At 65.5% G+C, this 24,699-nt stretch carries 23 protein-coding genes and 2 riboswitches; of the genes, 9 read left to right on the top strand and 14 right to left on the bottom strand.

The window, feature by feature from the left end; genetic code table 11:
• Positions 1 to 158 precede the first annotated feature (158 nt).
• Positions 159 to 362: a cold-shock protein gene (locus ABFX29_RS16250; protein ID WP_066301805.1), complete on the top strand. Its 204-nt coding sequence runs from the start codon at positions 159 to 161 to the stop codon at positions 360 to 362.
• Between the two features lie 127 nt (positions 363 to 489).
• On the opposite strand, the gene ABFX29_RS16245 is transcribed toward ABFX29_RS16250, so the two are convergent.
• Positions 490 to 1,089, bottom strand: coding sequence for a TM2 domain-containing protein (locus ABFX29_RS16245; RefSeq protein ID WP_152229494.1), 600 nt, complete (start codon positions 1,087 to 1,089; stop codon positions 490 to 492).
• Positions 1,090 to 1,493: 404 nt separating this feature from the next.
• Between ABFX29_RS16245 and groL the strand changes: the two genes are divergently transcribed.
• Positions 1,494 to 3,131 (top strand): chaperonin GroEL, encoded by a 1,638-nt coding sequence (groL, locus tag ABFX29_RS16240; RefSeq protein WP_152229495.1) that lies wholly within the window; start codon positions 1,494 to 1,496, stop codon positions 3,129 to 3,131.
• Between the two features lie 94 nt (positions 3,132 to 3,225).
• Here the strand turns inward: groL and ABFX29_RS16235 are convergent, their stop codons facing one another.
• From ABFX29_RS16235 to ABFX29_RS16180, 12 genes are all read right to left on the bottom strand, one after another.
• Positions 3,226 to 3,516 (bottom strand): WXG100 family type VII secretion target, encoded by a 291-nt coding sequence (locus ABFX29_RS16235; protein ID WP_152229496.1) that lies wholly within the window; start codon positions 3,514 to 3,516, stop codon positions 3,226 to 3,228.
• Between the two features lie 178 nt (positions 3,517 to 3,694).
• Positions 3,695 to 5,173, bottom strand: a complete 1,479-nt coding sequence (locus ABFX29_RS16230; RefSeq protein ID WP_338079135.1) for a sensor histidine kinase — start codon at positions 5,171 to 5,173, stop codon at positions 3,695 to 3,697.
• Positions 5,174 to 5,176: 3 nt separating this feature from the next.
• A complete protein-coding gene (locus ABFX29_RS16225) occupies positions 5,177 to 5,887 on the bottom strand; it encodes a response regulator transcription factor (RefSeq protein ID WP_091607814.1) in 711 nt (236 codons plus the stop codon).
• 576 nt (positions 5,888 to 6,463) lie between these two features.
• Positions 6,464 to 9,052 carry a winged helix-turn-helix domain-containing protein gene (locus ABFX29_RS16220; RefSeq protein ID WP_152229497.1) on the bottom strand — a complete coding sequence of 863 codons (2,589 nt, stop codon included), beginning with the start codon at positions 9,050 to 9,052 and terminating at the stop codon, positions 6,464 to 6,466.
• A 168-nt stretch (positions 9,053 to 9,220) separates the two neighbouring features.
• Positions 9,221 to 10,039, bottom strand: a complete 819-nt coding sequence (locus ABFX29_RS16215; protein ID WP_152229498.1) for a hypothetical protein — start codon at positions 10,037 to 10,039, stop codon at positions 9,221 to 9,223.
• Entirely contained in the window at positions 10,032 to 10,487 is a 456-nt protein-coding gene (locus tag ABFX29_RS16210; RefSeq protein ID WP_152229499.1) for a hypothetical protein, read from the bottom strand. The genes ABFX29_RS16215 and ABFX29_RS16210 overlap by 8 nt, the downstream gene beginning before the upstream one ends.
• Positions 10,474 to 10,905: a hypothetical protein gene (locus ABFX29_RS16205; protein WP_152229500.1), complete on the bottom strand. Its 432-nt coding sequence runs from the start codon at positions 10,903 to 10,905 to the stop codon at positions 10,474 to 10,476. Before ABFX29_RS16205 ends, ABFX29_RS16210 begins: the two co-directional genes overlap by 14 nt.
• Before the next feature lie 28 nt (positions 10,906 to 10,933).
• Positions 10,934 to 12,142 carry a glycine zipper domain-containing protein gene (locus ABFX29_RS16200; RefSeq protein WP_170287821.1) on the bottom strand — a complete coding sequence of 403 codons (1,209 nt, stop codon included), beginning with the start codon at positions 12,140 to 12,142 and terminating at the stop codon, positions 10,934 to 10,936.
• The gene (locus tag ABFX29_RS16195) at positions 12,139 to 12,498 is read right to left on the bottom strand and encodes a DUF6507 family protein (protein ID WP_152229501.1); all 360 of its coding nucleotides are present in this window, start codon (positions 12,496 to 12,498) and stop codon (positions 12,139 to 12,141) included. Before ABFX29_RS16195 ends, ABFX29_RS16200 begins: the two co-directional genes overlap by 4 nt.
• Before the next feature lie 144 nt (positions 12,499 to 12,642).
• Positions 12,643 to 14,289: a DNA repair helicase XPB gene (locus ABFX29_RS16190; protein ID WP_152229502.1), complete on the bottom strand. Its 1,647-nt coding sequence runs from the start codon at positions 14,287 to 14,289 to the stop codon at positions 12,643 to 12,645.
• Positions 14,282 to 16,717 (bottom strand): helicase-associated domain-containing protein, encoded by a 2,436-nt coding sequence (locus tag ABFX29_RS16185; protein WP_152229503.1) that lies wholly within the window; start codon positions 16,715 to 16,717, stop codon positions 14,282 to 14,284. The genes ABFX29_RS16190 and ABFX29_RS16185 overlap by 8 nt, the downstream gene beginning before the upstream one ends.
• Before the next feature lie 40 nt (positions 16,718 to 16,757).
• The gene (locus ABFX29_RS16180; RefSeq protein WP_152229504.1) at positions 16,758 to 17,078 is read right to left on the bottom strand and encodes a hypothetical protein; all 321 of its coding nucleotides are present in this window, start codon (positions 17,076 to 17,078) and stop codon (positions 16,758 to 16,760) included.
• Between the two features lie 229 nt (positions 17,079 to 17,307).
• On the opposite strand from ABFX29_RS16180, the gene ABFX29_RS16175 reads away from it, so the two are divergent.
• The 3 genes from ABFX29_RS16175 to ABFX29_RS16165 are packed head-to-tail and all read left to right on the top strand — an operon-like array spanning position 17,308 to position 19,560.
• Complete coding sequence (locus ABFX29_RS16175; RefSeq protein ID WP_091607783.1) at positions 17,308 to 17,691, top strand: cold-shock protein; 384 nt, start codon at positions 17,308 to 17,310, stop codon at positions 17,689 to 17,691.
• Between the two features lie 15 nt (positions 17,692 to 17,706).
• Entirely contained in the window at positions 17,707 to 18,183 is a 477-nt protein-coding gene (locus ABFX29_RS16170; RefSeq protein ID WP_152229505.1) for a DUF3027 domain-containing protein, read from the top strand.
• Positions 18,184 to 18,237: 54 nt separating this feature from the next.
• Entirely contained in the window at positions 18,238 to 19,560 is a 1,323-nt protein-coding gene (locus tag ABFX29_RS16165; RefSeq protein WP_152229506.1) for an MFS transporter, read from the top strand.
• A 60-nt stretch (positions 19,561 to 19,620) separates the two neighbouring features.
• Here the strand turns inward: ABFX29_RS16165 and serC are convergent, their stop codons facing one another.
• Positions 19,621 to 20,745, bottom strand: coding sequence for a phosphoserine transaminase (gene serC, locus ABFX29_RS16160; protein ID WP_152229507.1), 1,125 nt, complete (start codon positions 20,743 to 20,745; stop codon positions 19,621 to 19,623).
• A 224-nt stretch (positions 20,746 to 20,969) separates the two neighbouring features.
• Between serC and ABFX29_RS16155 the strand changes: the two genes are divergently transcribed.
• The 4 genes from ABFX29_RS16155 (at position 20,970) to ABFX29_RS16140 (ending at position 24,608) form a co-directional block, all read left to right on the top strand.
• On the top strand, positions 20,970 to 21,671 hold the full coding sequence (locus ABFX29_RS16155) for an iron-dependent transcriptional repressor DtxR (RefSeq protein WP_152229508.1): 702 nt from the start codon (positions 20,970 to 20,972) through the stop codon (positions 21,669 to 21,671).
• Between the two features lie 85 nt (positions 21,672 to 21,756).
• Positions 21,757 to 21,966: riboswitch (cyclic di-AMP (ydaO/yuaA leader) on the top strand.
• Between the two features lie 3 nt (positions 21,967 to 21,969).
• The gene (locus tag ABFX29_RS16150) at positions 21,970 to 22,734 is read left to right on the top strand and encodes a M23 family metallopeptidase (RefSeq protein ID WP_246167752.1); all 765 of its coding nucleotides are present in this window, start codon (positions 21,970 to 21,972) and stop codon (positions 22,732 to 22,734) included.
• Positions 22,735 to 22,859: 125 nt separating this feature from the next.
• Positions 22,860 to 23,016, top strand: a riboswitch (cyclic di-AMP (ydaO/yuaA leader).
• Positions 23,017 to 23,019: 3 nt separating this feature from the next.
• A complete protein-coding gene (locus tag ABFX29_RS16145) occupies positions 23,020 to 23,814 on the top strand; it encodes an NlpC/P60 family protein (protein WP_152229509.1) in 795 nt (264 codons plus the stop codon).
• A 29-nt stretch (positions 23,815 to 23,843) separates the two neighbouring features.
• Positions 23,844 to 24,608, top strand: a complete 765-nt coding sequence (locus ABFX29_RS16140) for an NlpC/P60 family protein (protein WP_152229510.1) — start codon at positions 23,844 to 23,846, stop codon at positions 24,606 to 24,608.
• The last annotated feature ends 91 nt before the right edge of the window (positions 24,609 to 24,699 follow it).

The following is a 24,699-nucleotide window of genomic DNA, read 5'->3' as shown; positions in this document are numbered from 1 at the left end:
CTCGATAACTATCCCCGGACCCCGTGGGTCAAGCCGCAGCCGGTGGCTAAAGTAAGGGCCAGCCGTCAGGGATGGGCAGGCAAACCACCTGCAGTCCCGGTATGGCTGCTGCCGTGGAACACCATCGCGGCAGCGGAACCTAAAAGGGGAGAATGAGTATGGCGCAGGGGATCGTCAAATGGTTCAACGGGGAAAAGGGCTACGGCTTCATTACCGTTGACGAAGCCCAAACTGATGTTTTCGTCCACTGGTCCGCGATCCAGTCCGCTGGTTACCGGACACTGGAAGAGGGCCAGCGGGTCGAGTTTGAAATTGGTGAAGGACAAAAGGGGCCGCAGGCCGAGGACGTTCGGACAGTCTAGGCTGCGGCCCGGACAAACCGAGTAGACAGAACAGTGAGCCGGGGCCCGTTGGGGTCCCGGCTCACTGTTCTGTTCAGGCTTCTTTGTTCATGCTTTGGTGTGCTGGAGGCGGCTGACCTGTGCCGGCTTACTCCCGCAGCGGGACTCCGCGGGCATCGGTCCGGAACGACTGTGCTCCGGCCAGGATCATGATTCCTTCGACGAAGCCCCAGATAGCGCCGAAGCCGAAGGTGAACAGGGTGACCAGGAGCTGCACGATTCCCAAGGTGGTGTAGCCGAGGTAGAACCGCTGGATACCGAGCCCGCCGAGGAAAATGCCGAGGAGGCCGGCAGCCAGCCGCGACTTGGGCTCGGCCCACCCGTAATACGGAGCCGGTGCGCCTTGCGGATAGCCCTGGGGGTACCCCTGCTGGTAGCCCTGGGGATAACCGGGCTGGTAGTTACCGGCAGGAGGCCCCTGCTGGTAGTACTGCTGGTATTCACCTTGGTTGCCGGGCTGCGGGTAATCGCTCTGCGGCTGACCGGCCTGCTCGTAACCGGCCTGCGGGCGACCGGCCTGCTGGCCGGGCCGGGAAGCTGAATACGTGCCGGACCCGGATGCGTACTCGCCCGGCGGCGTGCCGTAGGGCGGCGGAGCCGCGCTGGCGCCATGGGCCTGGGGTGCGTGCATCCCGTCTCCCTCGCCGTCCAGGGGAGAAGAATGGTTCGGGGGCTGGTTGGGCGCCATGGCCTGCTCCTTGGCATCGTCGTTTGGTCAGCACCGTTTGGTCAGCACGGTGGCACGGCGTGGCCGGGCCGTGCAGACACTAATCTACGCTGGCATGCGCCCCTCCGGCGGGCAGCCCCGCAGATTCGTCCGGCGGTTTCTGTGCTCAGGATGAAAACGGGGCACGGTGCCGGTCACAGGGGACCGTGACTGCTTGCACTCGAAGGTTGGGAGTGCTAATTATTGACTTAGCACTCTTGCAGACTGACTGCTAAGTCAGCGGCGTTGAGTGAACCAGCAAGCCACTGGGGTGAGGGACTGAGGATGCACGTAAAGAGATCGTGCACTCTGTCCCGTCCGTCGCGGGCACTCCAGCCAGGAATGCAACATCCAAGCATGACTGTTCCGGAAGGACGATAGCCGTTATGGCCAAGATCATTGCATTTGACGAAGAGGCACGCCGCGGCCTCGAGCGGGGCCTGAACACCCTCGCCGACGCCGTCAAGGTCACCCTCGGCCCGCGTGGCCGCAACGTCGTACTCGAAAAGAAGTGGGGCGCCCCCACGATCACCAACGATGGTGTTTCCATCGCCAAGGAGATCGAGCTGGACGACCCGTACGAGAAGATCGGCGCTGAGCTGGTCAAGGAAGTTGCCAAGAAGACGGATGACGTCGCAGGCGACGGCACCACCACGGCAACCGTCCTGGCCCAGGCCCTGGTCAAGGAAGGCCTGCGCAACGTTGCTGCCGGTGCTGACCCGCTCGGCCTGAAGCGCGGCATCGAGAAGGCAGTCGAGGCTGTCACGGCCGAACTGCTCGCCTCCGCCAAGGAAATCGAGACCAAGGAACAGATCGCGGCTACGGCTTCCATCTCCGCCGGTGACCAGCAGATTGGCGACCTGATCGCCGAAGCTCTGGACAAGGTGGGCAAGGAAGGCGTCATCACCGTCGAGGAGTCCAACACCTTCGGCCTGGAGCTCGAACTCACCGAGGGCATGCGCTTCGACAAGGGCTACATTTCCGGCTACTTCGTCACCGACGCAGAGCGCCAGGAAACGGTCCTCGAAGACCCGTACATCCTGATCGTGAACTCCAAGATCTCCTCGGTCAAGGACCTCGTTGCCGTCCTGGAGAAGGTCATGCAGTCCGGCAAGCCGCTGCTGATCATCGCCGAAGACGTCGAGGGCGAAGCCCTGGCAACCCTGGTTGTCAACAAGATCCGCGGCACCTTCAAGTCCGTTGCCGTCAAGGCTCCGGGCTTCGGCGACCGCCGCAAGGCCCAGCTGGCTGACATCGCCATCCTCACCGGCGGCCAGGTTATCGCCGAAGAAGTTGGCCTCAAGCTCGAAAACGCCACCCTGGACCTTCTGGGCAAGGCACGCAAGGTTGTTGTCACCAAGGACGAGACCACCATCGTCGAAGGTGCAGGCGACCCCGAAGAGATCGCCGGCCGCGTCAACCAGATCCGTGCCGAAATCGAGAACTCGGATTCGGACTACGACCGCGAGAAGCTGCAGGAGCGCCTGGCCAAGCTGGCCGGCGGCGTTGCAGTCATCAAGGCCGGTGCCGCAACCGAGGTTGAGCTCAAGGAACGCAAGCACCGCATCGAAGATGCCGTGCGCAACGCCAAGGCTGCCGTCGAAGAAGGCATCGTTGCCGGTGGCGGCGTCGCCCTGATCCAGGCTGGCCAGAAGGCATTCGCAAACCTGGTCCTCGAAGGTGACGAAGCAACCGGCGCCAACATCGTCAAGGTTGCCATCGACGCCCCGCTGAAGCAGATCGCCTTCAACGCAGGCCTCGAGCCCGGCGTTGTTGCAGACAAGGTCCGCGGCCTGCCGGAAGGCTTCGGCCTGAACGCTGCCACCGGCGAATACGAGGACCTGCTGGCTGCCGGCGTCAATGACCCGGTCAAGGTAACCCGTTCCGCTCTGCAGAACGCGGCTTCCATCGCCGGCCTGTTCCTCACCACCGAAGCAGTCGTTGCCGACAAGCCCGAAAAGGCTGCACCGGCAATGGGCGGCGGAGATGACATGGGCGGCATGGGCGGCATGGGCGGCTTCTAGGCCCTCATTCCCGGCCGGTTCGCCCGGCTGAATGCCACTGAACAGGAGCGCGGTACCTTCGGGTGCCGCGCTCCTGTGTTGTTTCCTGGTTCAGTTAGCGCATAAAGAGAGCCGTATTGGCGGCCTCGGTATCCGCGTATTGCGCCGAGGCGTAGGCGAGTGCCTGGTTGATGCTTGCCAGGGATTCCTCGACCCGGGCCTGGGTGGCTCTCCAGTCCGTAATGAGCAGCTGGAAGTTAGCTGATGCCTGGCCCTGCCAGGATTCGCCGAGTGAGGCCAGGCCCGCCTGCATGGTGTTGACGTCTGCCTGCAGCCGTTCGATGGTGCCTCGGACTTCGGCGCTCTTGGCCGCCAGGATGTCGCTGTCTACGAAAAACCCAGCCATGGATCACCTCCGCTTCTAGGGGACCGCCCGGTGCGGTCCTGTCAAGGAACGCTACGTTTGGCCCGTAGCGGCCTGCCTGCGCGGCAGCCAGTCCGTACACAGCCTTCTTATGCAGCGGAGCGCTCCGCAGCCTGTGCAGGGAAGGTTCATGGGCCATCCTTCCCGGGCCGCGGGGGGCCTAGTCCGTTATCGGTCCCTCGGCTTCGGCGTGTTCATTGTCCGGCGACCCGTCCGGGGAGATGAACGGAAGCCTGATGGACATGGTGGCGCCGCCTCCCTCGGTTTCGGTCAGCCGGACAGTGCCGTCATGCTGCGCCACGAGCGCGGCGACGATTGCCAGTCCCAATCCGGTTCCGCCCGTTTCCCGGTACCTGGAGGAGTCTGCCCGATAGAAACGCTCGAAGACGCGGGCCGCATCTTCCTCGGAGATTCCGGGACCGTGGTCCCGTACTTCCAGGACGGCGTCCATACGGTCATGGATCACCGGCGCAACACCTACTGCCACCTCGATGGGGCTGCCGGCAGGGGTGTACCGGAGTGCGTTCGTCATGAGGTTGGCAACCACCTGCCGCAGCCTTGCCTCGTCGCCCATGGTGGGCGCGCTTCGCGGTGAGTTGCCGTCCAGGCCGATCACGCGGATCTCGCGGTCCGGTGCGCTGGCACGGGCGTCCAGCGCGGCGTCGTTACCCAGGATCATGAGGTCAACGGGACCGTATTCCAGCGGGCGCTGCTCATCGACGCGGGCCAGCGTCAGCAGGTCCTCGACGAGCTGGCCCATGCGCTTGGCCTCACTCTCGATGCGGCCCATTGCTGCGCCGACGTCTTCGGGTTTCTGCAGGGCGCCTTGCCGGTACAGTTCCGAGAATCCCCGGATGGTTACCAGCGGCGTGCGCAGCTCGTGGGAGGCATCCTGGACGAACCGGCGCATCTTCTGTTCAGAGGCTGTCCGGGCGGCGAAAGCGGTTTCGATGTGCGCCAGCATGGCGTTCAGCGACCGGGAGAGCCTGCCGATTTCGGTGGCCGGATTGCCCACTTCCACGCGGCGGGAGAGATCACCGGCGGCAATGGCCGCAGCCGTCTTTTCGACCTGGCTCAGGGGCCGGAACTGGCGGGTCACGGCCCAGTAGGCAATGCCGGTAGCTCCCAGCGTTCCCAGCAGTCCCACTGAAAAGACCAGGGAGGCCGCCTCGTCAACGGTTTCCGCAACCGAGTCCAGCGGCACTGCGACGGCGATGGATCCCGGGAAATTCGCGATGTGGAAGACCATCACGCGCCAGCCCTTGCTGCCGGGCGCGGTGCCGGGCACATCGAAGCCTCGTCCGCCCTTGGCATCAACATCTGCTGCGGTCAGATCATCAATGACGGGGGTATCGAAGGTTGGCTCGGAATGTGTTTCCGGGCCGTGGCTGCCGTCCTCGTTGAGGTAGAGGCCGTAAAAGCGGAAGAGGGAAGCATCGGTAGACGGGCTGCCGGAGACCAGGTACCGGGAGATTGCACCTGCGTTGTCCTGGATATCGGTATCCAGCCGGCTGATGAGGATCTGGCGCAGGACGTAGATGGTGGCGAGGCCCGTGATGGTGACGGTCACGACCATCAGCACGGCCATGATGACCACCAGCTGCGAACGCAGCGAGGCGGACTTCCAGCGGCGGAGCAAGGCTTAGCGCTTCTCCGTCGTGCGCAGCAGGTAACCCACGCCGCGCTTGGTCTGAATCAGGGCAGGCGCATCCGGGCTGCTGTCGATCTTGCGGCGGAGGTAGGAGATGTAGGACTCCACGATCGATGCATCGCCGTTGAAGTCGTATTCCCACACGTGGTCGAGGATCTGCGCCTTGGAAAGAACCCGGTTTGGGTTCAGCATCAGGTAGCGGAGCAGCTTGAACTCGGTGGGAGACAGCTCGATCGTGACTCCGCCGCGCCGCACCTCGTGCGCGTCGTCGTCGAGCTCCAGGTCTTCCACCCGGATAACCGCGTCGTCGTCGTCGAGGGGCTGGGTCCGGCGCAGGACGGCACGAATCCGGGCCACCACCTCGTCGAGGCTGAAAGGCTTGGTGACGTAATCGTCGCCACCCACCGTGAGCCCGGTGACCTTGTCTTCGGTGTCGTCCCGGGCGGTGAGGAACACGACCGGGAAATGACGGCCGGCGGCACGCAGGCGGCGGGTCAGGGTGAAGCCGTCCATATCCGGAAGCATCACGTCCAGTACAGCCAGGTCCGGGCTGTGCTCATCAACCGCGGCCAGGGCTTCCCGGCCGTTACCCGCAGCGACCACGTCGAAGCCGGCAAAGCGCAGCGACGTGGAGAGAAGCTCGCGGATGTTGGGTTCGTCATCGACAACAAGGAGCCTGGCCTCAGGAGCAGATTTAGTCACGTGTCCTAGTTTCTAGCATTTGGCTGATGGTTCCCTGAATGCTAACTCAGCGTCCGCTGGATGAATAGCGGGAACTTGGGCTGGTTGGGGAAGGGTGAAGTTCGGGATGAAACGCGCCTTTATCCCGGAGCCCCGTACCTGCAGGCGGCGAGCATGGACTGAAAGCACATTGCGGATGAACCGGAGAAAGCGGAACACAGATGCTGGGAACTGCGCCGGGGTCCAGGCGTTGCGTGGCCCCTCAAGCTGAAGACGACGCCGGAGCGACAGGGCCCGCGGGCGGGCCTTCGGCAGGCAACCCGCCGCCATTAACGGCTGCGCCGCCGACCGCTGGAACGCGGAGGCCCGCCCCCGTCGGCGTCGTCATCGCAGGCCACTGGCCGGTGAGCTTTTACCGGCAGGAACAGGCTCCGCTTCCTTAGCTGAAAGCAGCGGTTCGTGCCGACCCAAGACCGCCGGAGTGCGGCCGGGCCCCAACCCGGCTGCCTGCGGCCTGCTGCGGCAACCCGGTACCCCAACACCCGGAAGCCGCCTCGCGGGAATCCAGGCTTCCTTCGCCGAAGCCTGGGTTCCCGGCTAGAGCAGGCCCCTGCGCAGCGCTTCGTTCAGGGCCTCGTCCCGGCCGGCAACTCCGAGCTTGCGGTAGAGCCCCCGGAGCTGGGACTTGACCGTGTTCACCGAAACAAAATGCATGCCTGCTATCTCCGCGAGTGAACCTGATTGGGCCAGCGAATTCAGGATGGCCAGCTCGCGCGGTGTCAGCTCGGGCATCCCCGCGGTGCTTCCGATGACGCTTTCCGGAAACGGCTCCAGCCCGACGTCGAGACCGGCTTCCGCCGCGGCGTCCCGGACGCGCTCCAGGTCCGCAGCGGGAAGAAGGGCAGTGGACAGCCGGAGGCCATGGCTTTGGTACAGGACCGACAGGCGGGCGAGCTCCAGTTTCACCCCGGGGGCCAGCCCGGGCTCCATCTGCAGGCGGGCTGCGGCCGACAATCCGGCTACCTCTGCCTGCCGGCGCAGGGAACCGCCGGCACCGAGCCGTATGACGGCGCTGAGGGTCTTGCCGGCCTGCCCGGTTGCGAGGTGGATCCGCGCTGTCACCAGATCCCGTTCGGTCTTTGGCAGGCTTCCAGCCATGGCGAGGGCGCGGCCGGGGAACCCGGCCGCGAGCATAAGGAGCGACTGCACCCGGACCAGCAGTGCATGCTCCGGCCCGCTGACGGGCGGCAGCCCGTCCCGCTGGGAGAGCACCTCCTCCAGGCGGGCCGCGGCCGGTTCCGGGTTGCCGGCAGCGAGGTCCGACAGGGCGTCCAGATACCTGACCCGCGGCCATAGTTCCATTGCATCCGCACGGTCCAGGACACCCGCCAGGGCGGCTTTGGCGGCAGCGGCGTCCCCGGCCTCCAGCGCCGTCATTGCCTCGGCCAGCCGGAGGGGTGTTTCCGAATAATGATGCAGTTCCCCTCTGCCCCATTCCAAGTCGCTGCAAAGCCGCAGGAAATGAGCTGCGCCGGTCATATCGCCTCGCCCGGCCAGGAGGCAGGCGCTGAGGGAATGGTAGTAGCCCTCAAAGTCCGGTTGGTGCTGGGCTGCTGCCAGGGAAGCAGCCTGCGTGAACGCGGATTCGGCTTCCTCCGTGGCTCCGGCCCGCCAGAGTGAGATGCCCAGGTGCGCAACGGCAACGGATTCGAGCGGACCAATCCGCTCACGTTCGCCCAAGGGCATTTCCATGTAGGTCTGCAGCCCCGACCTTGCACGCGCCGCCGACCTGTCCAGCTGGCCGCTTCCCCGCAGTGCCACTGCCTCAACCAGCATCAGCAGCAGCCGCTCTGCTTCGGGCATGGAGCGGAAGAGCAGGCGTGCACCTGACAGTGCCAGAGTTGCCAGCTCCGCACCTCGAACGCGGCGAAAGGCGGAGGAGTTGTAGAGGACGGCGAGGGCAAGGGCGGGTGCAGGTTGCCGGGCCAGCCTGCGCAGGGAGACGCCTTCAAGGAGCTTCCTGGTCTCGGGACCGTGGAATGTGAAAAGCTCCAAGGCCCGGTGGCGGATAATTTCCGTGGCCAGGTCCAGGCTGTCCGCAGCCATGGCGTGGCGCAGCGCTTCGAGGGGCTGCCCCTGTTCCAGGAAGTACCGTCCGCAGATCTCTTCCAGGACGTGCACGCGTGCGGGGGACGACTTCCGCGCACCGGCCAGCACGGCGCTGCGCAGCAGCGGGATCATCACGGCGCCGCCGTCGCTGCTCCGGGTGAGGAGGCCTTTCTGTTCAGCCTCGCGGATCATCGTGTCAGCGTTTTGGCTGCCCCAAATATGTGCCGCAAGGGAGGCCGGAAGTTCCTCGGGCACGCAGGCGCCCAGCAGGAAATCAGCGAGCGCGGCGGAGACCCTGGGCGGGGACAGCAGCTCAGCGAGGTCCGCGGCGACGGCGTCCAGCACGGCTGGCAGCTGCCGTCCCGGGCGGCTGCGAACAGGCGCGGAGGAAAGTGCCATAAACCGGACCCATCGCGGCAGGCCGCTGGTTAGTGTCCGGATTTCCTCCGCCTGGGCCCGCAGCCCGGAGCCGGCCAGCGCACGTTCGCATTCCTCCACGGTGAACGCCAGCTGTTCCGGGCCTATCACTGCGACGTCCAGTTCCAAAAGCGCCTTTCGCAGCTCGATGCTTCCCAGCGCTGCCGTGCTGGCCACTATCCGCAGGCCGGGCACCGCCCGCAACATGTCGAGCAGCAGGTCCTCTGCAGGAAACCCGGTAGCCAGGTGGAGGTCCTCCAGGATCAGCAGGTCCCTGGCAGGCAGGTGCGCCAGGCGGGACAGCACGGAGCGGAGTTCAGCTCCCTCGGCCGCCTCCCGTCCAACTTCCTCAATCAGGGCGGCGTCGGCGGGTCCCGGCACTTCAAAGGCACCGGCCAGCAGTGCTGAGAGGAACCTGGCTGACGGGCCGGGCTGCTCGGCGGGCGCCATTGCGCTCCTGCGGGCCGAAACCCATGCAGCAGGCCGGTCCCGCGCAGCGGCCCAGTCCTGCAGGAGCGTGGTTTTTCCCGCTCCGTCAGGGCCGCGCACGAGCGTGAGCGGGGCGGCAGCGGCGTCGTCGAGCGCGTGCAGCAGCCTGGCGCGGGAGAGGACGAGCGGATTCGGGCGCGGGGGGCCCGGGACTACGGCGAAGTGCGGCATGTGGCTGGATCCGGCTCGGCGGGACGTGGATGCCCGAAGCCGCGCCGAAGCGCGCCCGGAAGCAGTTTCAAGATATCCGCTGCGAATCCCGGGACGCTATTATGTGACGCCGTCCCAGGCCTGTGAGGCGGGCAGCTGGATGACCCGGGAACTCTGTACCCGGGAGCGTCAGAAGACTGTCAATGCGGAAACGAGGTCGCGGTAGGCCATTCCGGAGGTCACCGGCTCCAGCGTGGCATGTTCTTCGTCGACGGTGAGCAGATGCTGACCTGCCCGGCCGGCGTCCACGTAGCCCCACTCAGGGACCGCGCCGGCCGCGGTTTGCACCTGGACGCGCCAGATGAACCACGGCTCGCACCACATCCGGATCCACGCCGGATCGTCCGTGGGCGCCGGCTCATCGACGGAAGCGATACGGCGGTCGAAGACCTCGGTCGGGAAATCGAGGACACCTGCCGTGAGGGTCCAGGCGGGACCAAGGCCCAGCCATGAAGCTGCCACCTGGGCCAGATCGGGGAGACCCACGAAATCCAGCTGGACGAGGGACTCATATCGGTCGATGCGGCCGGCGTCGAGTTCCGCCCGGGAGGGGCCGGCGAGTACCAGGGCATTCTCGTCATCGATTTGTATCTGCAGCTCGGTGGATCCCTGGGGATGCAGGCAATGGATGCTGACGGAGGCACGTGTCGAGGTTAGCGGTGCCGTGACGGTGATGCCCTCCGGCGTCAGGCGCCCTGCGGTATCCATGAGCCCGGCCTCGACCAGGGCGGCAAGGCCCGCTTTTCGGCCGGCTCGCTGGAAACGTCCGGCGTAGCCGCTCTCCGCGGCTGCGTCCAGCAGATGTACCGCTTCCCCGTTCAGCCACGGCCCCCGGGAACTGAAGGGCTGCCGGTCGGACAGACCACCGAGTTCTTCAAGGTCGGCTCCAAGAATCCGGCTCGCGGCCTCATCCAGCGCCGGTTCACGGTCCGGGACAACATCAACCATTGGAGGGGTCCTTCAGTGCGGCCGAGAGCGCGATGGCGCCCAGGACCTCGTCGTAGGCGGTCAGCTGGTTGGCGGCACAGGAGGTGGTCACAGAAGCGGCCAGTCCGTTGCGGAACAACAGCAGCTGGCTGCAGTGGATCAGCCCCCCGGATCCCCGGTGCAGGTACTCGAGCCGGCGGACGGCTTCCAGCTGGGGGACCGGGTCCACAGCAAGCAGATAGGGGTCCGCCAGGGAAGTCAGCAGTGATGCCATAACGACCGTGCTCAGTTGGGTTACGGTGCCGGGGAAGGGGAATACCGTAACGGCGACGTTCGGGCGGAAGCCGCCCTCCTCCATCCACTTCGTGAGCGGTGCTGCCACCACCAGTTCCGCGTCCGGGTGCGGAATGACTTCCCAGTCTGACGGGCGCTCAAGGGCGACGTTGGTGCTGTACTCAGCGGTGAACATTCCCGCTCCTTCGCAGCCAGGTGAACGGGGACGAATACTCGGGTTTCAGGACTTCGTCTTTATTCGCACCGCGATCCAGCCAGTCTTTGTACCAAGCGGGCAGCATAAAACGGGGGAGACGGAACAAGCAGGCGACCGCCAAGAGCATGAACGGTGCAAGGACATAGGTGGTGTTGACACCGTCAAACCAGTTGAGGCCGAGTTCCGCACAGACAGCGAGGAAGCTGCCCACGAGTAAGAACGGCAGCAGGTAGATGCCCAGGAAGCCGAAATAGCTGTGCCTGCCGAATTGATACATGTTCCTCTTCGCCGCCCAGCTGCGCCAGGTTCCTTTCATCGCTGCAACCCCGGAAATTACACAGTAGAGCGTTATCAAGAGCATGACGGCGCCGGCCAACAGTATTGCTAGTACGTCCATGACGTTGCATTCTCCCATGCTTCCCGGATCACCATAGCTTGAGGTTTTCCCATGCTTCCTTGAGGCCGCCCTTTGCGCCTTCTGCGATGCCCTTCTCTCCGGCATTCCTGAGGAAATTCCCGACGCCTTCTCCGACGGCTCCGCCGATCCACCCTCCCACAGCTGCTCCCACGAGGGTCCCGACCACTGGAATGGGGATGAAACTGCCGAGCGTGGCTCCTGCCGCGGCACCGAGTGAACTGCCTACCATGGACGCGCCTCCTTCGACTCCGGCAGTGGCGGCGGCGCTGATGACACGGTCTCCCGTACCCATCTCAGGATGGTCCAGCTGGTCCTGGTTCCATTGCTCCGCCCAGTTTTTGTAGACGGACAAGGCGCCGTCGACCACGCCCAGTCCATTGGAGGCCCTGTTCGCCCAGCGCGGCAGCTCCGGAGCAGCCGCGCTGTTTCCATTCGCGGTGGTCCGCCGCCGGGCTCCGGGGACCTTCGGGTCGCGGAAAACCGGTAGGTGAATGGTCAGTGCCCGCGCACCTAGTGGCGCGAGCAACGAGGCCATGAGGCTGCCAGCCGGGAGGTAGCGGTACGGCCGGCGGTTCAGCCGCAAGGTCACTGAGCCGGGCACATTGAGCTGGCGCCTGTTGGAACCGGGATCCAAAGCGATCCTAATGAGCCTCCGGCCGGGGTGCCTGTGCACTGAAACCAATCCGTTGGACGCCAGCCCGACGGCGACCGCGGCGTAGGGCGACGTTGCGACTCTGTGCGGCTCCCAAAATGACGTGTGCAGGCCGGAAATCGCCGCAGCACAGGCGTCTTCGGCAGCTTGGAGCTCGGCGGCGATAGAGGCTGACTCACGGGTGAGGCGTGCTTCTTCTGACCGGGCGGCGGAAGCGCTTTCCTGGCTGTCGTCGTCCAGCGGCCGGCAGGCGTGGGCATCCAGTGCAGCCAACAGAGCATCGTAGCGGGGGCGAAGCGCGTCAACGGCATCCGCGTAGGCATCAAGCGCATCCCGGATTGCGCCGGTCACATCCGCTGTTGCGTCCGTGTAGACGGCTGCCTTGGCCATGGCACCGTGGACTATGTCCTGCTCTGGGGCCTGGTAGCTGTCCTGGAGCCCGGTCCAGGCTGCAACCAGATCCTGGCCGTAGCCTTTCGCCCGCTGTCCCGACGCGTCGATCGCTGCCGCGTCATTGCGGACGGCACCGGTGTCCGGCAGTACGGGGAGGTTTCCTGCACTCACCGTCCGCCTCCTGCGCTGTCCTCGTCCGAGGTGGCGGCGGGGGATTCGCCGGCCATCCGATTCGCGTTGCCGGCCATCTCTTCGTCGCCGCGCACATAGTGGTCCACAGCCTCGCTGGTCGAATTGCAGGCGTTTTCGCTGCGGACGGTGCCGCTGTTGATCAGCCGGGACAAATAGTCCGCATAGCATTCCGTGAGCGCCTGAAGGATCACGGGGCTGTTGGCCGAACCGGCAGCAGAGGTGACTGCGTTCTGGAGTGTGGTCTCCTCGGCGATCAGATCTTCCACCGTGGCGCGTGCCTTCCCAATGACGCCACGGACTGTGGCGACTTGGATATCCCAGCCGTTGACCGGCATTTCTTCCCCCTGTATTGCAGAACAACTTACGTTCCATGTGCTCAAAGCATTCGTAACGCGAAGAGCCTAGCGCAGGACACACAGGGGGCCCATGGGGAGAACTATCCATGGGGGATGCTTACGGGCGTGGGAAAGCGAAGGAAGCTAGGCGGGCTTTTCGATGTCTGCGGCGTCCTGGATGGAATACGCGTAGCCCTGCTCCGCCAGGAAACGCTGGCGCTTGGCGGCGAAGTCCTGGTCCAGGGTGTCGCGCGCGACGACGGTGTAGAAGTGGGCAGCCCGGCCGTCGGACTTCGGGCGCAGCAGGCGGCCCAGCCGCTGGGCTTCCTCCTGGCGGGAACCGAAGGATCCAGAGACCTGGATGGCCACCGAAGCTTCCGGCAGGTCGATGGAGAAGTTGGCAACCTTGGACACCACCAGGGTCTTCAGCTTGCCTTCGCGGAAGTCGCTGAACAGCCGCTGGCGTTCCTTGACCGGCGTTCCGCCCTTGATCACGGGTGCATCCAGCCGCTCAGCCAGCTCATCCAGCTGGTCGATGTATTGCCCGATCACCAGGATCTGGTCGCCTTCATGCCGGCGGACCAGGTCCTGCACCACCTTGGACTTGGTTTCCGACGTTGAACACAGGCGGTACTTGTCCCCGTCCTCGGCCATGGCATAGGCAACGCGTTCGTCCCGCGGCAGATCCACCCGGACTTCGATGCACTCTGCCGGGGCAATGTAGCCCTGTGCCTCGATGTCCTTCCAGGGTGCGTCGTAGCGCTTGGGACCGATCAGGGAGAACACTTCGCCCTCGCGGCCGTCTTCGCGCACCAGCGTGGCGGTGAGGCCCAGCCTGCGGCGGGCCTGCAGGTCAGCGGTCATGCGGAAGATCGGTGCCGGGAGCAGATGGACCTCGTCGTAAATGATCAGGCCCCAGTCGTTGGCATCCAACAGCTCCAGGTGCGGGTACAGTCCGCCGCGCTTGAGGGTGAGCACCTGGTAGGTGGCGATGGTTACCGGGCGGACTTCCTTGACCGCACCCGAGTACTCGCCGATTTCATCTTCGGTCAGCGATGTGCGGCGAAGCAGTTCGTCCTTCCACTGCCGGGCCGACACCGTGTTGGTCACCAGGATCAGCGTGGTCGTGGAGCTGGTCGCCATGGCGGCGGCACCCACCAGCGTTTTGCCGGCACCGCAGGGCAGCACCACCACTCCCGAGCCGCCGGCCCAGAAGTTCTCCGTGGCCAGCTTCTGGTAGGGGCGCAGCGCCCAGCCGTCCTCGTTCAGCAGGATTGGGTGCGGCGTGCCGTCCACATACCCGGCCAGGTCTTCCGCCGGCCAGCCGAGCTTGAGCAGGAGCTGTTTGAGCTGGCCGCGCATCGCGGACTGCACCACCACCGTTTCACCGTCGATCCGCGGACCCAGCAGCGGCTGGATCTTTTTGGCGTGCAGCACTTCCTCGAGGACAGGGTAGTCATTGGTGCGCAGCACCAGTCCGTGCTGCGGGTCCTTCTCCAGCCGCAGCCGCCCGTACCGGGACATGGTTTCCTCGATGTCCACCAGCAGGGTGTGCGGTACAGGGAAGCGGGAATAGGTGAGCAGGGTGTTCAGCACCTGCTCGGCGTCCAGCCCGGCGGCCCGGGCGTTCCAAAGCCCCAGCGGGGTAAGGCGGTAGCTGTGGATATGTTCGGGGGCCCGCTCAAGTTCCGCGAACGCTGCGATGGCGTGCCTGGCCTCTACGGCCTGGGGGTGGTCCACTTCCAGCAGAATGGTCTTGTCGCTCTGGACGATCAAAGGTCCGTCAACCATGTGCTGGGCTGCCCTCCACTATTTCCACATCCATTATCCGATGTATCGACACTACGCGTTCAACGTCCCGGCGGGGGTCGAAGACCCGTACCCGGCCGTCGCCTACCGATAGGGGAACGAAGATTTCCTGGCGTTCATTCCCCTGGCTGTCCACCACCCCCATTCGCACGGAGCTCTTGGTGCGGATGGCCTTGCGCAGGGTCTCCAGGCCCACCAGCGGAACGGATTCGTCCGGCTTGGCCGCTACGGCCGGCCCCCGGCCGCGCAGCGCAGCGAGCTGAGCCTCGAGGTCTTCCTCGGTCAGTTCCCACTGGTTCACGCGGGTGGCGGATGAGGACGGCGCCGGGACGGGCGGCCTGGCATGGGAACCGGATGCTTCACGTGCGCGCCCCTCCATGACCGGCGCGTAGCCCAGGTTTCGGATCGCCAGCGCGAGTTCCTGCGGAGTCGCGGCGGACGCAATGACGGTAGGGGCGATGCGCGTCAGGCCCAGGACGGCAGCCCGGGGATCGGCCATCAGGGCGTTCAGCCCGGGTTCGTCGTCGCTGCGCAGGTAGGACCATGCCGCGCCAATGCGCAGGCGTCCGTGCCGGGCGGCGGTATCCTCCACCAGATAGCGCAGCGGCTGCGGAACTTCGGTGGCGGAGTAGTGAGCCAGGAATTCAAGGATCGACGCCGCGTCCAGGTCGGCGTCCAGCGCTCGCCGCACCGAGTTTGCAGAGAAGCGGTAGATCGTAGCCGGCCCCTGTCCTTCGGCATCTGCCAGCAGCGCCAGCTGCCGGGCAACCTTGGGATCCAGGTACCCCGGAGCGACGGCAGTGAGGTCTGCCTGCAGCAGGAAGGAGCTCAGCGGCTCGGGCAGGGCCGCCCGAAGCCGGTCCACGGCGCGGTCCAGCTCCCCGGCGGCGACGGCGTGGCCAAGTTCGGTCATGGCTCCGGAGCCGATCAGCCCCAGCTGCGCGGCTTCCTTTAAGATGCCGGGGACCAGGCGGGCGAAGCGGCGCTGCAGCCGTGGCTGGTGCCAGGTCAGGGCGCTGATCAGGTCTTCTGCGTCATAGGCGCCGGAATGTCCTTCGTCCATGACTTCCGCTGCGGCGAGGGAAGAAAGCATCTCCAGCGTTCGCCGGCGGACCAGCGGCGCATCCGGGCGGGACAGTTCTCCGGCCAGGGCGTTGACGGAGCCTCCACCGGGCAGTGGCCCGCCGACCAGCGACGGCGCCCGCTCTGCCTCCAACCAGGCCCGGACCAGGTGCTGCCACTGCAGTTCGCGGTCCATGGTGTGCCATTCGCTCTCCGCTGTGCCCCAGCGGGACGTTGCCGCGTCCAGGACCAGAAGCCCGGACAGGGCAGCAAGCTCAAGCAGCCAGGCGGTGGCCGGTCCGTCCAGGCGCAGGGCCTCTGAGACACGCCGGACCTCGCGCACCCCGACGCCGCCGGACCGGAGCGTGCCGATCGGGGCTTCGGCGGCAAGGGCCAGCAGCTCGGTAACCAGCCGCAGCGTCTCCGCCACGGCGCCGAAGGCCGCATTGTCCCGCAGCGCATGGGGGACGGGGCGGGGTGTTGGAGGGACAGGGTCAAGCTGGAAGTCGGAAACGATCACATGGCCGCGGGAAGCCTGCCCCACCGGCCTGGGCAGTTCAACGTGCAGGGCATCCAGGGGCACCAGGAGACCATGTGCAACCAGCCACTCCACGGGGGTGGGGGAGGGGTTGTCCAGGACGGCGCGGCTAATGGCAGCCTTGCGCGGGATAGTGCCCACCGGCGAGTACTTGAACCGCCGAAGGAGGTCGTGGGTCTGCGGCGGGGCGTCGGCCAACAGGGCTTCCCAGCCGGCCGGATCCGAGACCAGGTGATGCAGGGAATGGGCTGCCGTGGACGGCGTGTCTGCCTTCTCGATGGGAAGCCCGCGCTGGCGCAGCCCTTCGACGATTCCCACCAGCCGCTGCCCGAATTCCGGCTGCTGGGCGGCCAGCGTGGAATAGGGCCGGCCCAGGCCGGCCGGGTAGGCGCCCAGCGCTTCGCCCATGACGGAGACCGGCAGGTAGAACCGGCGTCCGGCGTCGGCCTTCGGAGCTCCGGGATGCGGGGTTGCCCGGCGCAGGAGGGCAAGGCTGTGGAGGTAACCCAAGATCGCGTCCAGGGCCTTGATGGTGGACCCGGAGATTGAAGACTTGAGCCAGGACGCGGTGGTGCTCAGGTGCGAGTCTTCGTTGGTGGTCAGGTCGAGTGCTTCAAGGACCTGGAGCTGGGGTGCCGTGAGTTTTTCGAGCGCACGCTGTACGCTGATGCGCGTTGACGCCCGGGCTGCGAGGGCCTGGAAATCCGGCACCGGGGGAAGTGCCAGGTCCGGTCGGGCGAGAAGGAGCTCACGCAGTTGTTCGTCACTGCGCGCTGCAAGGTCTTCAGCCAAGGCTCGGATCGCGGACATCGTCCAATACGTTACCCGAGTGGGACCGAAAACAAACGGGTCAGCCCCGGCGCCGCCGCACGATTGAGTCAATTACCAGCCCGGCCATCATCAGGAAGGCCAGGGGCAGGCAGTAGAACGCGCCGGCAGCGAATCCGGGCCAGACGGTTTCTCCGCGAAGTGCTTCCAGCAGCAGGGCGGCCAGGCTCACGACGCCGGCCACGGCAAGTACTGCGGCCAGCGTGGTTGCCAGCAGGCGGAGGGCAGAGCGTTTCTTCCGCTCCGCGCCCTGCGGGGCGGCGTCGGGAATCCCGGTTCCCCGGCCAAGGGCGGTGCCGGTGCCGGCTGCTTTGTCTGCGGGGCTTGGGCCCAAATGCTCCATGGTATTTAACGCTAACAGCTAAAATTCTGCCCACCCAAAGCGGGACGGGTCCAGCATTAGGGCGCTCGGGATATTCTAAAGGGAAGACTCTTCCCCGTAGTATCTCAACAGGCATCCGCCGCCGGTCCGATTGGACTCCGGAAGACGGATACGCGCGGACGTAACACCCCTTTCATCACCAGATGCGGTCGAAAGCCCGCACCCGACACCTAAGAACGAGGTAAGCGAAGTGCCCATCGGCAAGGTCAAGTGGTTCGACACTGGCAAGGGATTCGGATTCCTGGCCACTGACGACGGCCAGGAAGTCTTCCTGCATGCTTCTGCGCTTCCCGCTGGTGTCAGCGAGGTGAAGCCCGGGACCCGGATGGAGTTCGGCGTAGCTGACGGACGCCGTGGACCGCAGGCACTCTCTGCCCGGATCCTGGAGGCCCCGCCGTCGGTGGCAAAGGCCACCCGCAAGCCGGCGGACGACATGGCCGTCATTACCGAAGACCTCATTAAACTGTTGGATGGAATCTCCAACGGACTGCGCCGGGGCAGGTACCCGGAGAAGAAGCATGCAACCAAGGTGGCTGCGGTGCTGCGGGCTGTTGCAGACGACCTTGATGCATAGGGGCAGAACCACCGAGTGAAAACCACCGAAGCGAGCGATACCCAGGAAACGCCGAAGCCTGCTGCCGCGCGGAAACCTCCGCGCAAGCCGTCCAAGCCGGACGCGGTGCTTGCCGCTGCCGTCGAGACGGCCCGTGCCGGCCTGCTGGAAGTTGTGCCGGAAGAGCAGATAGGGGAGTGGCTGAGCGCTGTTCCCGACGCGGACCGGCTGGTCACCCACCGGTTCCGGGCCAACCGTCCCGGCTATCGGGGCTGGGAATGGTTCGCCACTGTAGCACGGGTTCCGCGCGGCAAGGCCGCGACGGTCTGCGAAGTAGGTCTGCTGCCCTCGGCTGACGCTGTCCTGGCACCGGAGTGGGTGCCGTGGTCCATGCGTGTCCGGCCGGAGGACGTGGCTGCGCAGGAAGCTGAGAAGGAACAGGACGCCGCGGCATCGGAGACTGTGGCAGAGGAAGAAACCGCAGGCACGCCTGCGGCAGCGGAGGACGAATAAGCAGTGAGTGCACGGAACGCGGTTCACTATCCCGGAAGGGGGAAGTGAACCTAAATGTTCCGTTCCCTTCGCATCTTCAACTACCGCATCTGGTTCCTGGGAGCACTGGTTTCCAATATCGGAACCTGGATGCAGCGCACCGCGCAGGACTGGCTGGTCTATGACATCCTGACCAACCAGGATGCTGCGGCCATGGGCATTGTGATGGCGCTCCAGCTCGGTCCGCAGCTGCTGCTCGCTCCGTGGGCAGGGCTGGTCGCGGATACCTATAACCGGCGCAAGGTCCTGCTTGCTACGCAGGTGGCCATGGCGGCCCTGGGCGCAGGACTTGGGTTGCTGGTGCTCTCGGGCCACGCGCAGCTCTGGCACGTATATGCCTTCGCACTGGCACTCGGAGTGGTCTCGGCAATCGATGCACCCGCCCGCCAGAGTTTCGTCTCCGAAGTGGTCAGCGAGGAGAACCTGCCCAACGCCGTCGCGCTTAACAGTGCCTCCTTTAACGGGGCGCGCATGGTTGGCCCGGCGGCTGCCGGCCTGCTGACCGTAGCCGTTGGACCGGGATGGGTGTTCCTCATTAACACCGTGACCTTCGCGGCTATGGTTCTGGCGCTCCTGAAAATGCGGTCCTCGGAGCTGCGCGTGCTGCCCAAGGCCCCGCCCGGCAAGGGCAGGATCCGAGCCGGCCTGAAGTACGTGAGGTACCGGCCGGACCTGGTCATGGTGCTGGTGGCCATTTTCATCGTGGGTACCTTCGGACTGAACTTCGCGGTGTATATCGCGGCCATGGCACGAACCGAATTCGGCCAGGACGCCGGGATCTTTGGCCTGCTGAACTCGATCATGGCCATTGGCTCGGTTGCCGGTGCGCTGCTTTCCGCCCGCCGGGACAAACCGCGGCTGAGGTTCATCTTCGGCGCAGCGGGCGCCTTTGGCGTGGCCTGCCTGATCGCAGCCCTCTCACCGAACCTGTGGATCTTTGCGCTGTCCCTGATCCCGGTGGGCCTGTTCGCCCTGACACTGATGACCAGCGCCAATGCCTACGTCCAGACCACCACGACGCCCGTGATGCGGGGCCGGGTGATGGCACTCTATTTCGCGATTTTCCTGGGCGGCACTCCGCTGGGAGCCCCGATCGTGGGCTGGGTCTCCAACGCCTTCGGCCCGCGCTGGAGCCTGGGTGTAGCCGCTGCCTCCGGCCTGGTCACTGCCGTGATCGGCTTGGTCTGGGCCTGGCGCTCACACCACCTTCGCCTGCATTACGACCGCTCGGCACGCCGGCGCCTGTACCTGACGAGCAGCGCCACCGAGGACACCACCGAGGACACCGGCGAGGACGCCGCCGGGGGCCTGACGAAAGAGGACCCCGGCCCGCGCTAGCGGGACCGGGGTCCTGATTCCGGGTACACGGCCTTGGCTAAGCCGGCCGGCAGCGTTCGGTTAGGCGTGCTCGATCACGTAGTCGATGCACTGCAGCAGGGCGCTGACGTCGTCGGGCTCGATTGCCACGAAGGTGGCGATGCGCAGCTGGTTGCGTCCCAGCTTCCGGTAGGGCTCCACATCCACGATGCCGTTGGCACGCAGCGTCTTGGCGATGGCTGCCGCGTCAATTGACTCATCGAAGTCGATGGTGGCAATGACGTTGGAACGGTCCTCGGGGCGGGTGACGAACGGTGAAGCGACACCGGACTTTTCCGCCCAGGAGTAGATCCGCCCGGCCGAGTCCGCGGTGCGGGCCGAGGCGAAGTCCAGTCCGCCGCTGGAGTTCAGCCACTGGATCTGCGCATCAAGGGTCACCAGGGTGGAGAGCGAGGGCGTGTTGTACGTCTGGTTCAGCCGCGAGTTGTCCACGGCCGTCTGCAGGTTCAGGAAATCCGGGATCCAGCGGCCAGAGGCATTGATCCGGGCAGCGCGTTCCAGCGCGGCGGGGGAGAACATGCCCAGCCACAGTCCGCCGTCGGAAGCGAAGTTCTTCTGCGGAGCGAAGTAGTAGACATCAGCCTCGGCGAGGTCCACGTCCAGGCCGCCGGCAGCGGACGTAGCGTCAATAAGGACAAGTGAACCTTCGTCGGCTCCGGCAACGCGGCGGACGGGAGCGGCCACGCCGGTGGACGTTTCGTTCTGGGGCCAGGCGTAGACATCCACGCCCTCTTCGGCGGCTGCCTCCGGACGGGTGCCCGGCTCGGCCTTGATGATGCTGGACGCAGCAAGGAACGGTGCCTTGTTGGTGGCGGCGGCGAACTTGGAGCCGAATTCCCCGAAGGAGAGGTGCTGGGCCTTGTTCTCCACCAGGCCAAAGGATGCGATGTCCCAGAAGGCCGTGGAGCCGCCGACGCCGAGGACTACTTCGTATCCTTCAGGGGCGGAGAAGAGTGAAGAGAGGCCCTCGCGGATGCTTCCCACCAGGTTCCGGACCGGGGCCTGCCGGTGGGAGGTGCCCAGCAGCTTGGCTCCGGCGTCGGACAGTGCCTGGATCTGTTCGGGACGGACCTTGGAAGGACCGGCTCCGAAGCGCCCGTCCTTGGGGAGAAGTTCAGCGGGAATCGTAACGGCGGTATCGCCCATTTTCTGTATGCTCCAAGCGGGTTGGCAGGGTGCTTCACGTACTCTTCCATTCAACACCCCGCGCCCGCACCGGTCCTATTTGTGACCGGCTGTTCCAGCAGCAGGGGCGGGTGGAGGAATTCTCCCGGGCTTGCGGCGATGGGCTAACGTGGGAACAAAACTGCCGGCGCGTTCTGCGCCGCTGTGGTGATTCTCTTTTGCACGATTGCTAGGAGCGGCTGGTCATGACGGACCTCATCGACACAACTGAGATGTATCTTCGGACGATCCTTGAGCTGGAAGAAGAGAACATCGTGGCTTTGCGGGCTCGGATTGCCGAGCGCCTGCGCCATTCCGGCCCCACCGTTTCCCAGACCATTGGGCGAATGGAGCGGGACGGCCTTGTGGTGGTCTCCGGGACCCGGCAGCTTGAACTGACCGATCTCGGCAGGCGGCGCGCCACCGAAGTCATGCGCAAGCACCGCCTGGCGGAGCGCCTGCTGGCAGATGTCATCGGCCTGGACTGGGCCTACGTCCACGACGAGGCCTGCCGCTGGGAGCACGTGATGAGTGAGCGCGTTGAGCGCCGGCTTTATGATCTGCTGGGCAAGCCAACGGAATCACCCTACGGCAACCCGATTCCAGGGCTGGAAGCCCTCGGCGGCCAGGCAGCGGTGCAGCCGCTGACCCCGTACCGGGACCTGCTCTCCGCCGTTTCGGAGTCCGGCGCCGGGCAGTCAATGCTCCTTGAACGCCTGGCCGAACCGATCCAGGTGGATCCGGAACTCCTGACCCAGCTTGACGAGGCAGGCCTGCGACCAGGCGCCACCATCACCGCAGAGGTTGTGGGCGGCTACATCTCCGTTCGGGTTCCAGGCATCGAAGGTGCCCTTGAACTGCCTGCAGAGGTGGCTTCGCACGTCTTTGTCTCCGCACCCGCTTCGTGACCTGCCGCCGCGCCAGATAACGGAATGGTATCTTTTGGGATTTTTCGCCTATAGTGGCATCTGACTACAGCAGCAACACCGTTAACCGGTCCAACAGCCTAACCCTGCCACTGGACCGCAGGTGCAACCGTTCGCGGGCAGGGGCGGAGGACCCACCAAGCGGCAGTATGACTGCCTTGGGGTGAAGCCTTCGAGCAGCACGGCACAATCCATACCGGACTGGACCGTGCGTCGTGGGCCGAGTTTCTCTACTCGAATCCGACAGCTAACTTCGCAGGCTTGTTAGAGAGGGAACCACTTGTCGAAGCATGCTGCTTCGGGCAGGCGCAGGGCTGAAACGCCGGCCGTCGAATTGCGCCCACGCACCGCTGTCCGGACCGCCGGAAGGCGCCGCGCTGAACCCGTACACCGCCCCATGGGCGGGGCCGCCCAGAAGTTTGCCATTGCCGCAGCTGCCTCCGGGATTGTGCTGACGGTAGCGGTACCGACGACGGCGGCAGCCACCGATCCAGCCGTTGAGCCGCAGCCGGTCGCTGCCGATCCGGTCTCCGCGGATGCAAATGCGGTCCTGGACTTTGAGCGGGCAGCGCTGAGCTCCAAATTCGATCCGGACGCCAAGCTCCGCGGCCTGAGCGTCGCCGGAACGGACGTCACGCCGGCGGCAGCCAAGGGCACGCTGGCAACGCCGCTGAAGTCCGACCTGGTCCAGACATCATCCTTCGGGTACCGGGTAAGCCCTATTACCGGTACCGCTGGTGAACTGCACACGGGCCAGGACTTCGCCGCAGCGTGCGGCACGGAAGTAACCGCCGCGGCCGCCGGCACAGTGAAATCAGCCGGCTGGCATGCGCTGGGCGGCGGCAACCGCGTTGTGGTGGATCACGGCAACGGCGTTGAAACCACGTACAACCACCTCTCCGCCATCAGCGTGTCCGTCGGGGACACGGTGGAGCGAGGACACCTGGTAGGCGCCAGTGGCAGCACCGGTGCTTCAACCGGGTGCCACCTGCACTTCGAAGTACTCGTAAACGGCACTCCCGTCGACCCCCTGGGCTGGTTGTGACCGCCTCAACACGCTTTCGTGACCTGAGCGTGACATTTCAGTGATGTTGTTATATTCTCGTCACCGTGCCTGATTCGCCAAAGATCGGGCACTCTCGAACAGATTGCCGAGCTCTGCCACTGTCCGAGATCCGTTCGCAAAATCGCATGGCAGAGGCGGGGGAACCAATTTCGGGTTTCGAAAGAAGCCCTTGGGGTTAAGTTGCCGGACCTAGCAGTCCAGCAACCGGGTGACTCCCATCCGAATCCGACAGCTCACCTCGCAGGCATTGGGAGAGGCAAAACTGTGTCATCAGTCAATTCCGGCCGCCGTCGTGCCGCCACTGCGCCGGTAACTCCGTTTACCGCGCTGTCCAAAGCTGTTACCGCCAACGCAGGCTCCGTAGGTCGCCAGGCCGCCGTCGTCGTCGCTGCTTCCGGCCTTGTCCTGGCCGCAGGCATGCCGGCCCAGGCAGCCCCGGTCTCGACCGACCGCCAGGCCCTTGAATCCACACCCCTTAACGTTGTGACCTCCAACGGAACCGTCACGGTTTCCGAGCAGGCACCGTTCGAACTCCCGGTCCAGCCGCTGGCCGGTTCCGTTTCCGGAGCCGAAACCCGCGCACAGATCGCCGCTGCCGAGCAGGCTGCCGCTGAGGAAGCTGCCGCAGTTGCCGCAGCAGCACAGCAGCAGGCCGCCGCCGCACGGCAGGCCGCAGCGCCTGCTCCGGCTGCCCAGGGAGCCCAGGCTGCCGGGAACGTCACCACCGCATCCTCCGCTCCGGTCAGCGCCAGCGGCGTTGCTGCGGGCCTCGTTGCATCCGCCTACGCCCAGATCGGCGTCGCACAGGACTGCACCGCCATGGTGGAGAAGGCACTGCGCTCGGTCGGCAAGTCTGTTGGCGACCTGGCTCCCGGCCAGTTCTTCGCCTACGGCACCGTTGTTGGCAGCCCCCAGGCCGGCGACCTTGTCATCACCGGCGGCCACGTCGCTATCTACGTCGGCAACGGCCAGGTCATCAGCGGTGGCCTGAACGGTATGAACACCGGCCTCCACTCCCTGTCCGACCTGCCCGGCGCAAGCTTCGTCCGCGTCAGCTAACGCTCAGTTTCCAGAATCCACGGAGAAAAATGACCACGTCAACTGAGCGTGCGCGCCATCGTGCGCCCGTGCAGCGCAATGCTTCCCTGACTGCCCTTGCCGATGCTGTCAGCAGCGCTGGCACCGTCGGCCGCCAGGCAGCAGTTATCGCTGCTGCCTCCGGTCTTGTCCTCAGCACCGGTGTGGCTGCAAACGCGGCCGGACCCGAGGTTTCCCGCGATGTGCAGACCAGCAAGCTGGATCTGTCCTCCATTCCGCTCCAGGTTCCGGCCGATGCAATCGGACCGAACCTGACGCTCACTCCCGTTCCCGGCGTAACGGTGGCCCCCGAGGTCACCGTCCAGTCCCAGGAAGTGAATACTCCGGTAGTGCAGGAAGCTGTGGCAGGCAACACCGCTGCAGGCAACACCGCAGCGGCACCCGCCGCAGCCCAGGCTGTTCCGGCTCCCGCCGTGGCTGCTTCCGGCGTGGCGGCAACCATTGCTGCAGCTGCCTACGCCCAGCTGGGCGTCATGCAGGACTGCACGATGCTTGCCACCAATGCACTGGCAGCGGCGGGCATCAACTACCACGGCTGGCCGGCCGGATACCTCTCCCTGGGCCGTACGGTCAGCGCCGGGGAAGCAATTCCCGGCGACCTGATCTACTACGCCGACGGCGGCATGGGCATGGCCCACATCGCGGTCTACGTCGGCAACGGCCAGGCAGTCCATGGAGGTTTCTTCGGAAACCAGACCGTGGTTGCTCCGGCTGAGCTTGGTTCCGGCGGAGTTTACATCCGCGTTGGCGGCTAAGAACCACGAATGACACAGAGAAGGGCCCTGCCGGAAACGGCAGGGCCCTTCTGCCGTTTCCGGGGCCAGGCAGGCCCCGGAAGGTCCGCCG

This window comes from Arthrobacter gandavensis, assembly GCF_039528575.1.
GTDB lineage: Bacteria > Actinomycetota > Actinomycetes > Actinomycetales > Micrococcaceae > Arthrobacter_B > Arthrobacter_B citreus_B.
Note: the sequence above shows the minus strand (reverse complement) of the source record. Positions and strands in the feature narration are given on the sequence as shown.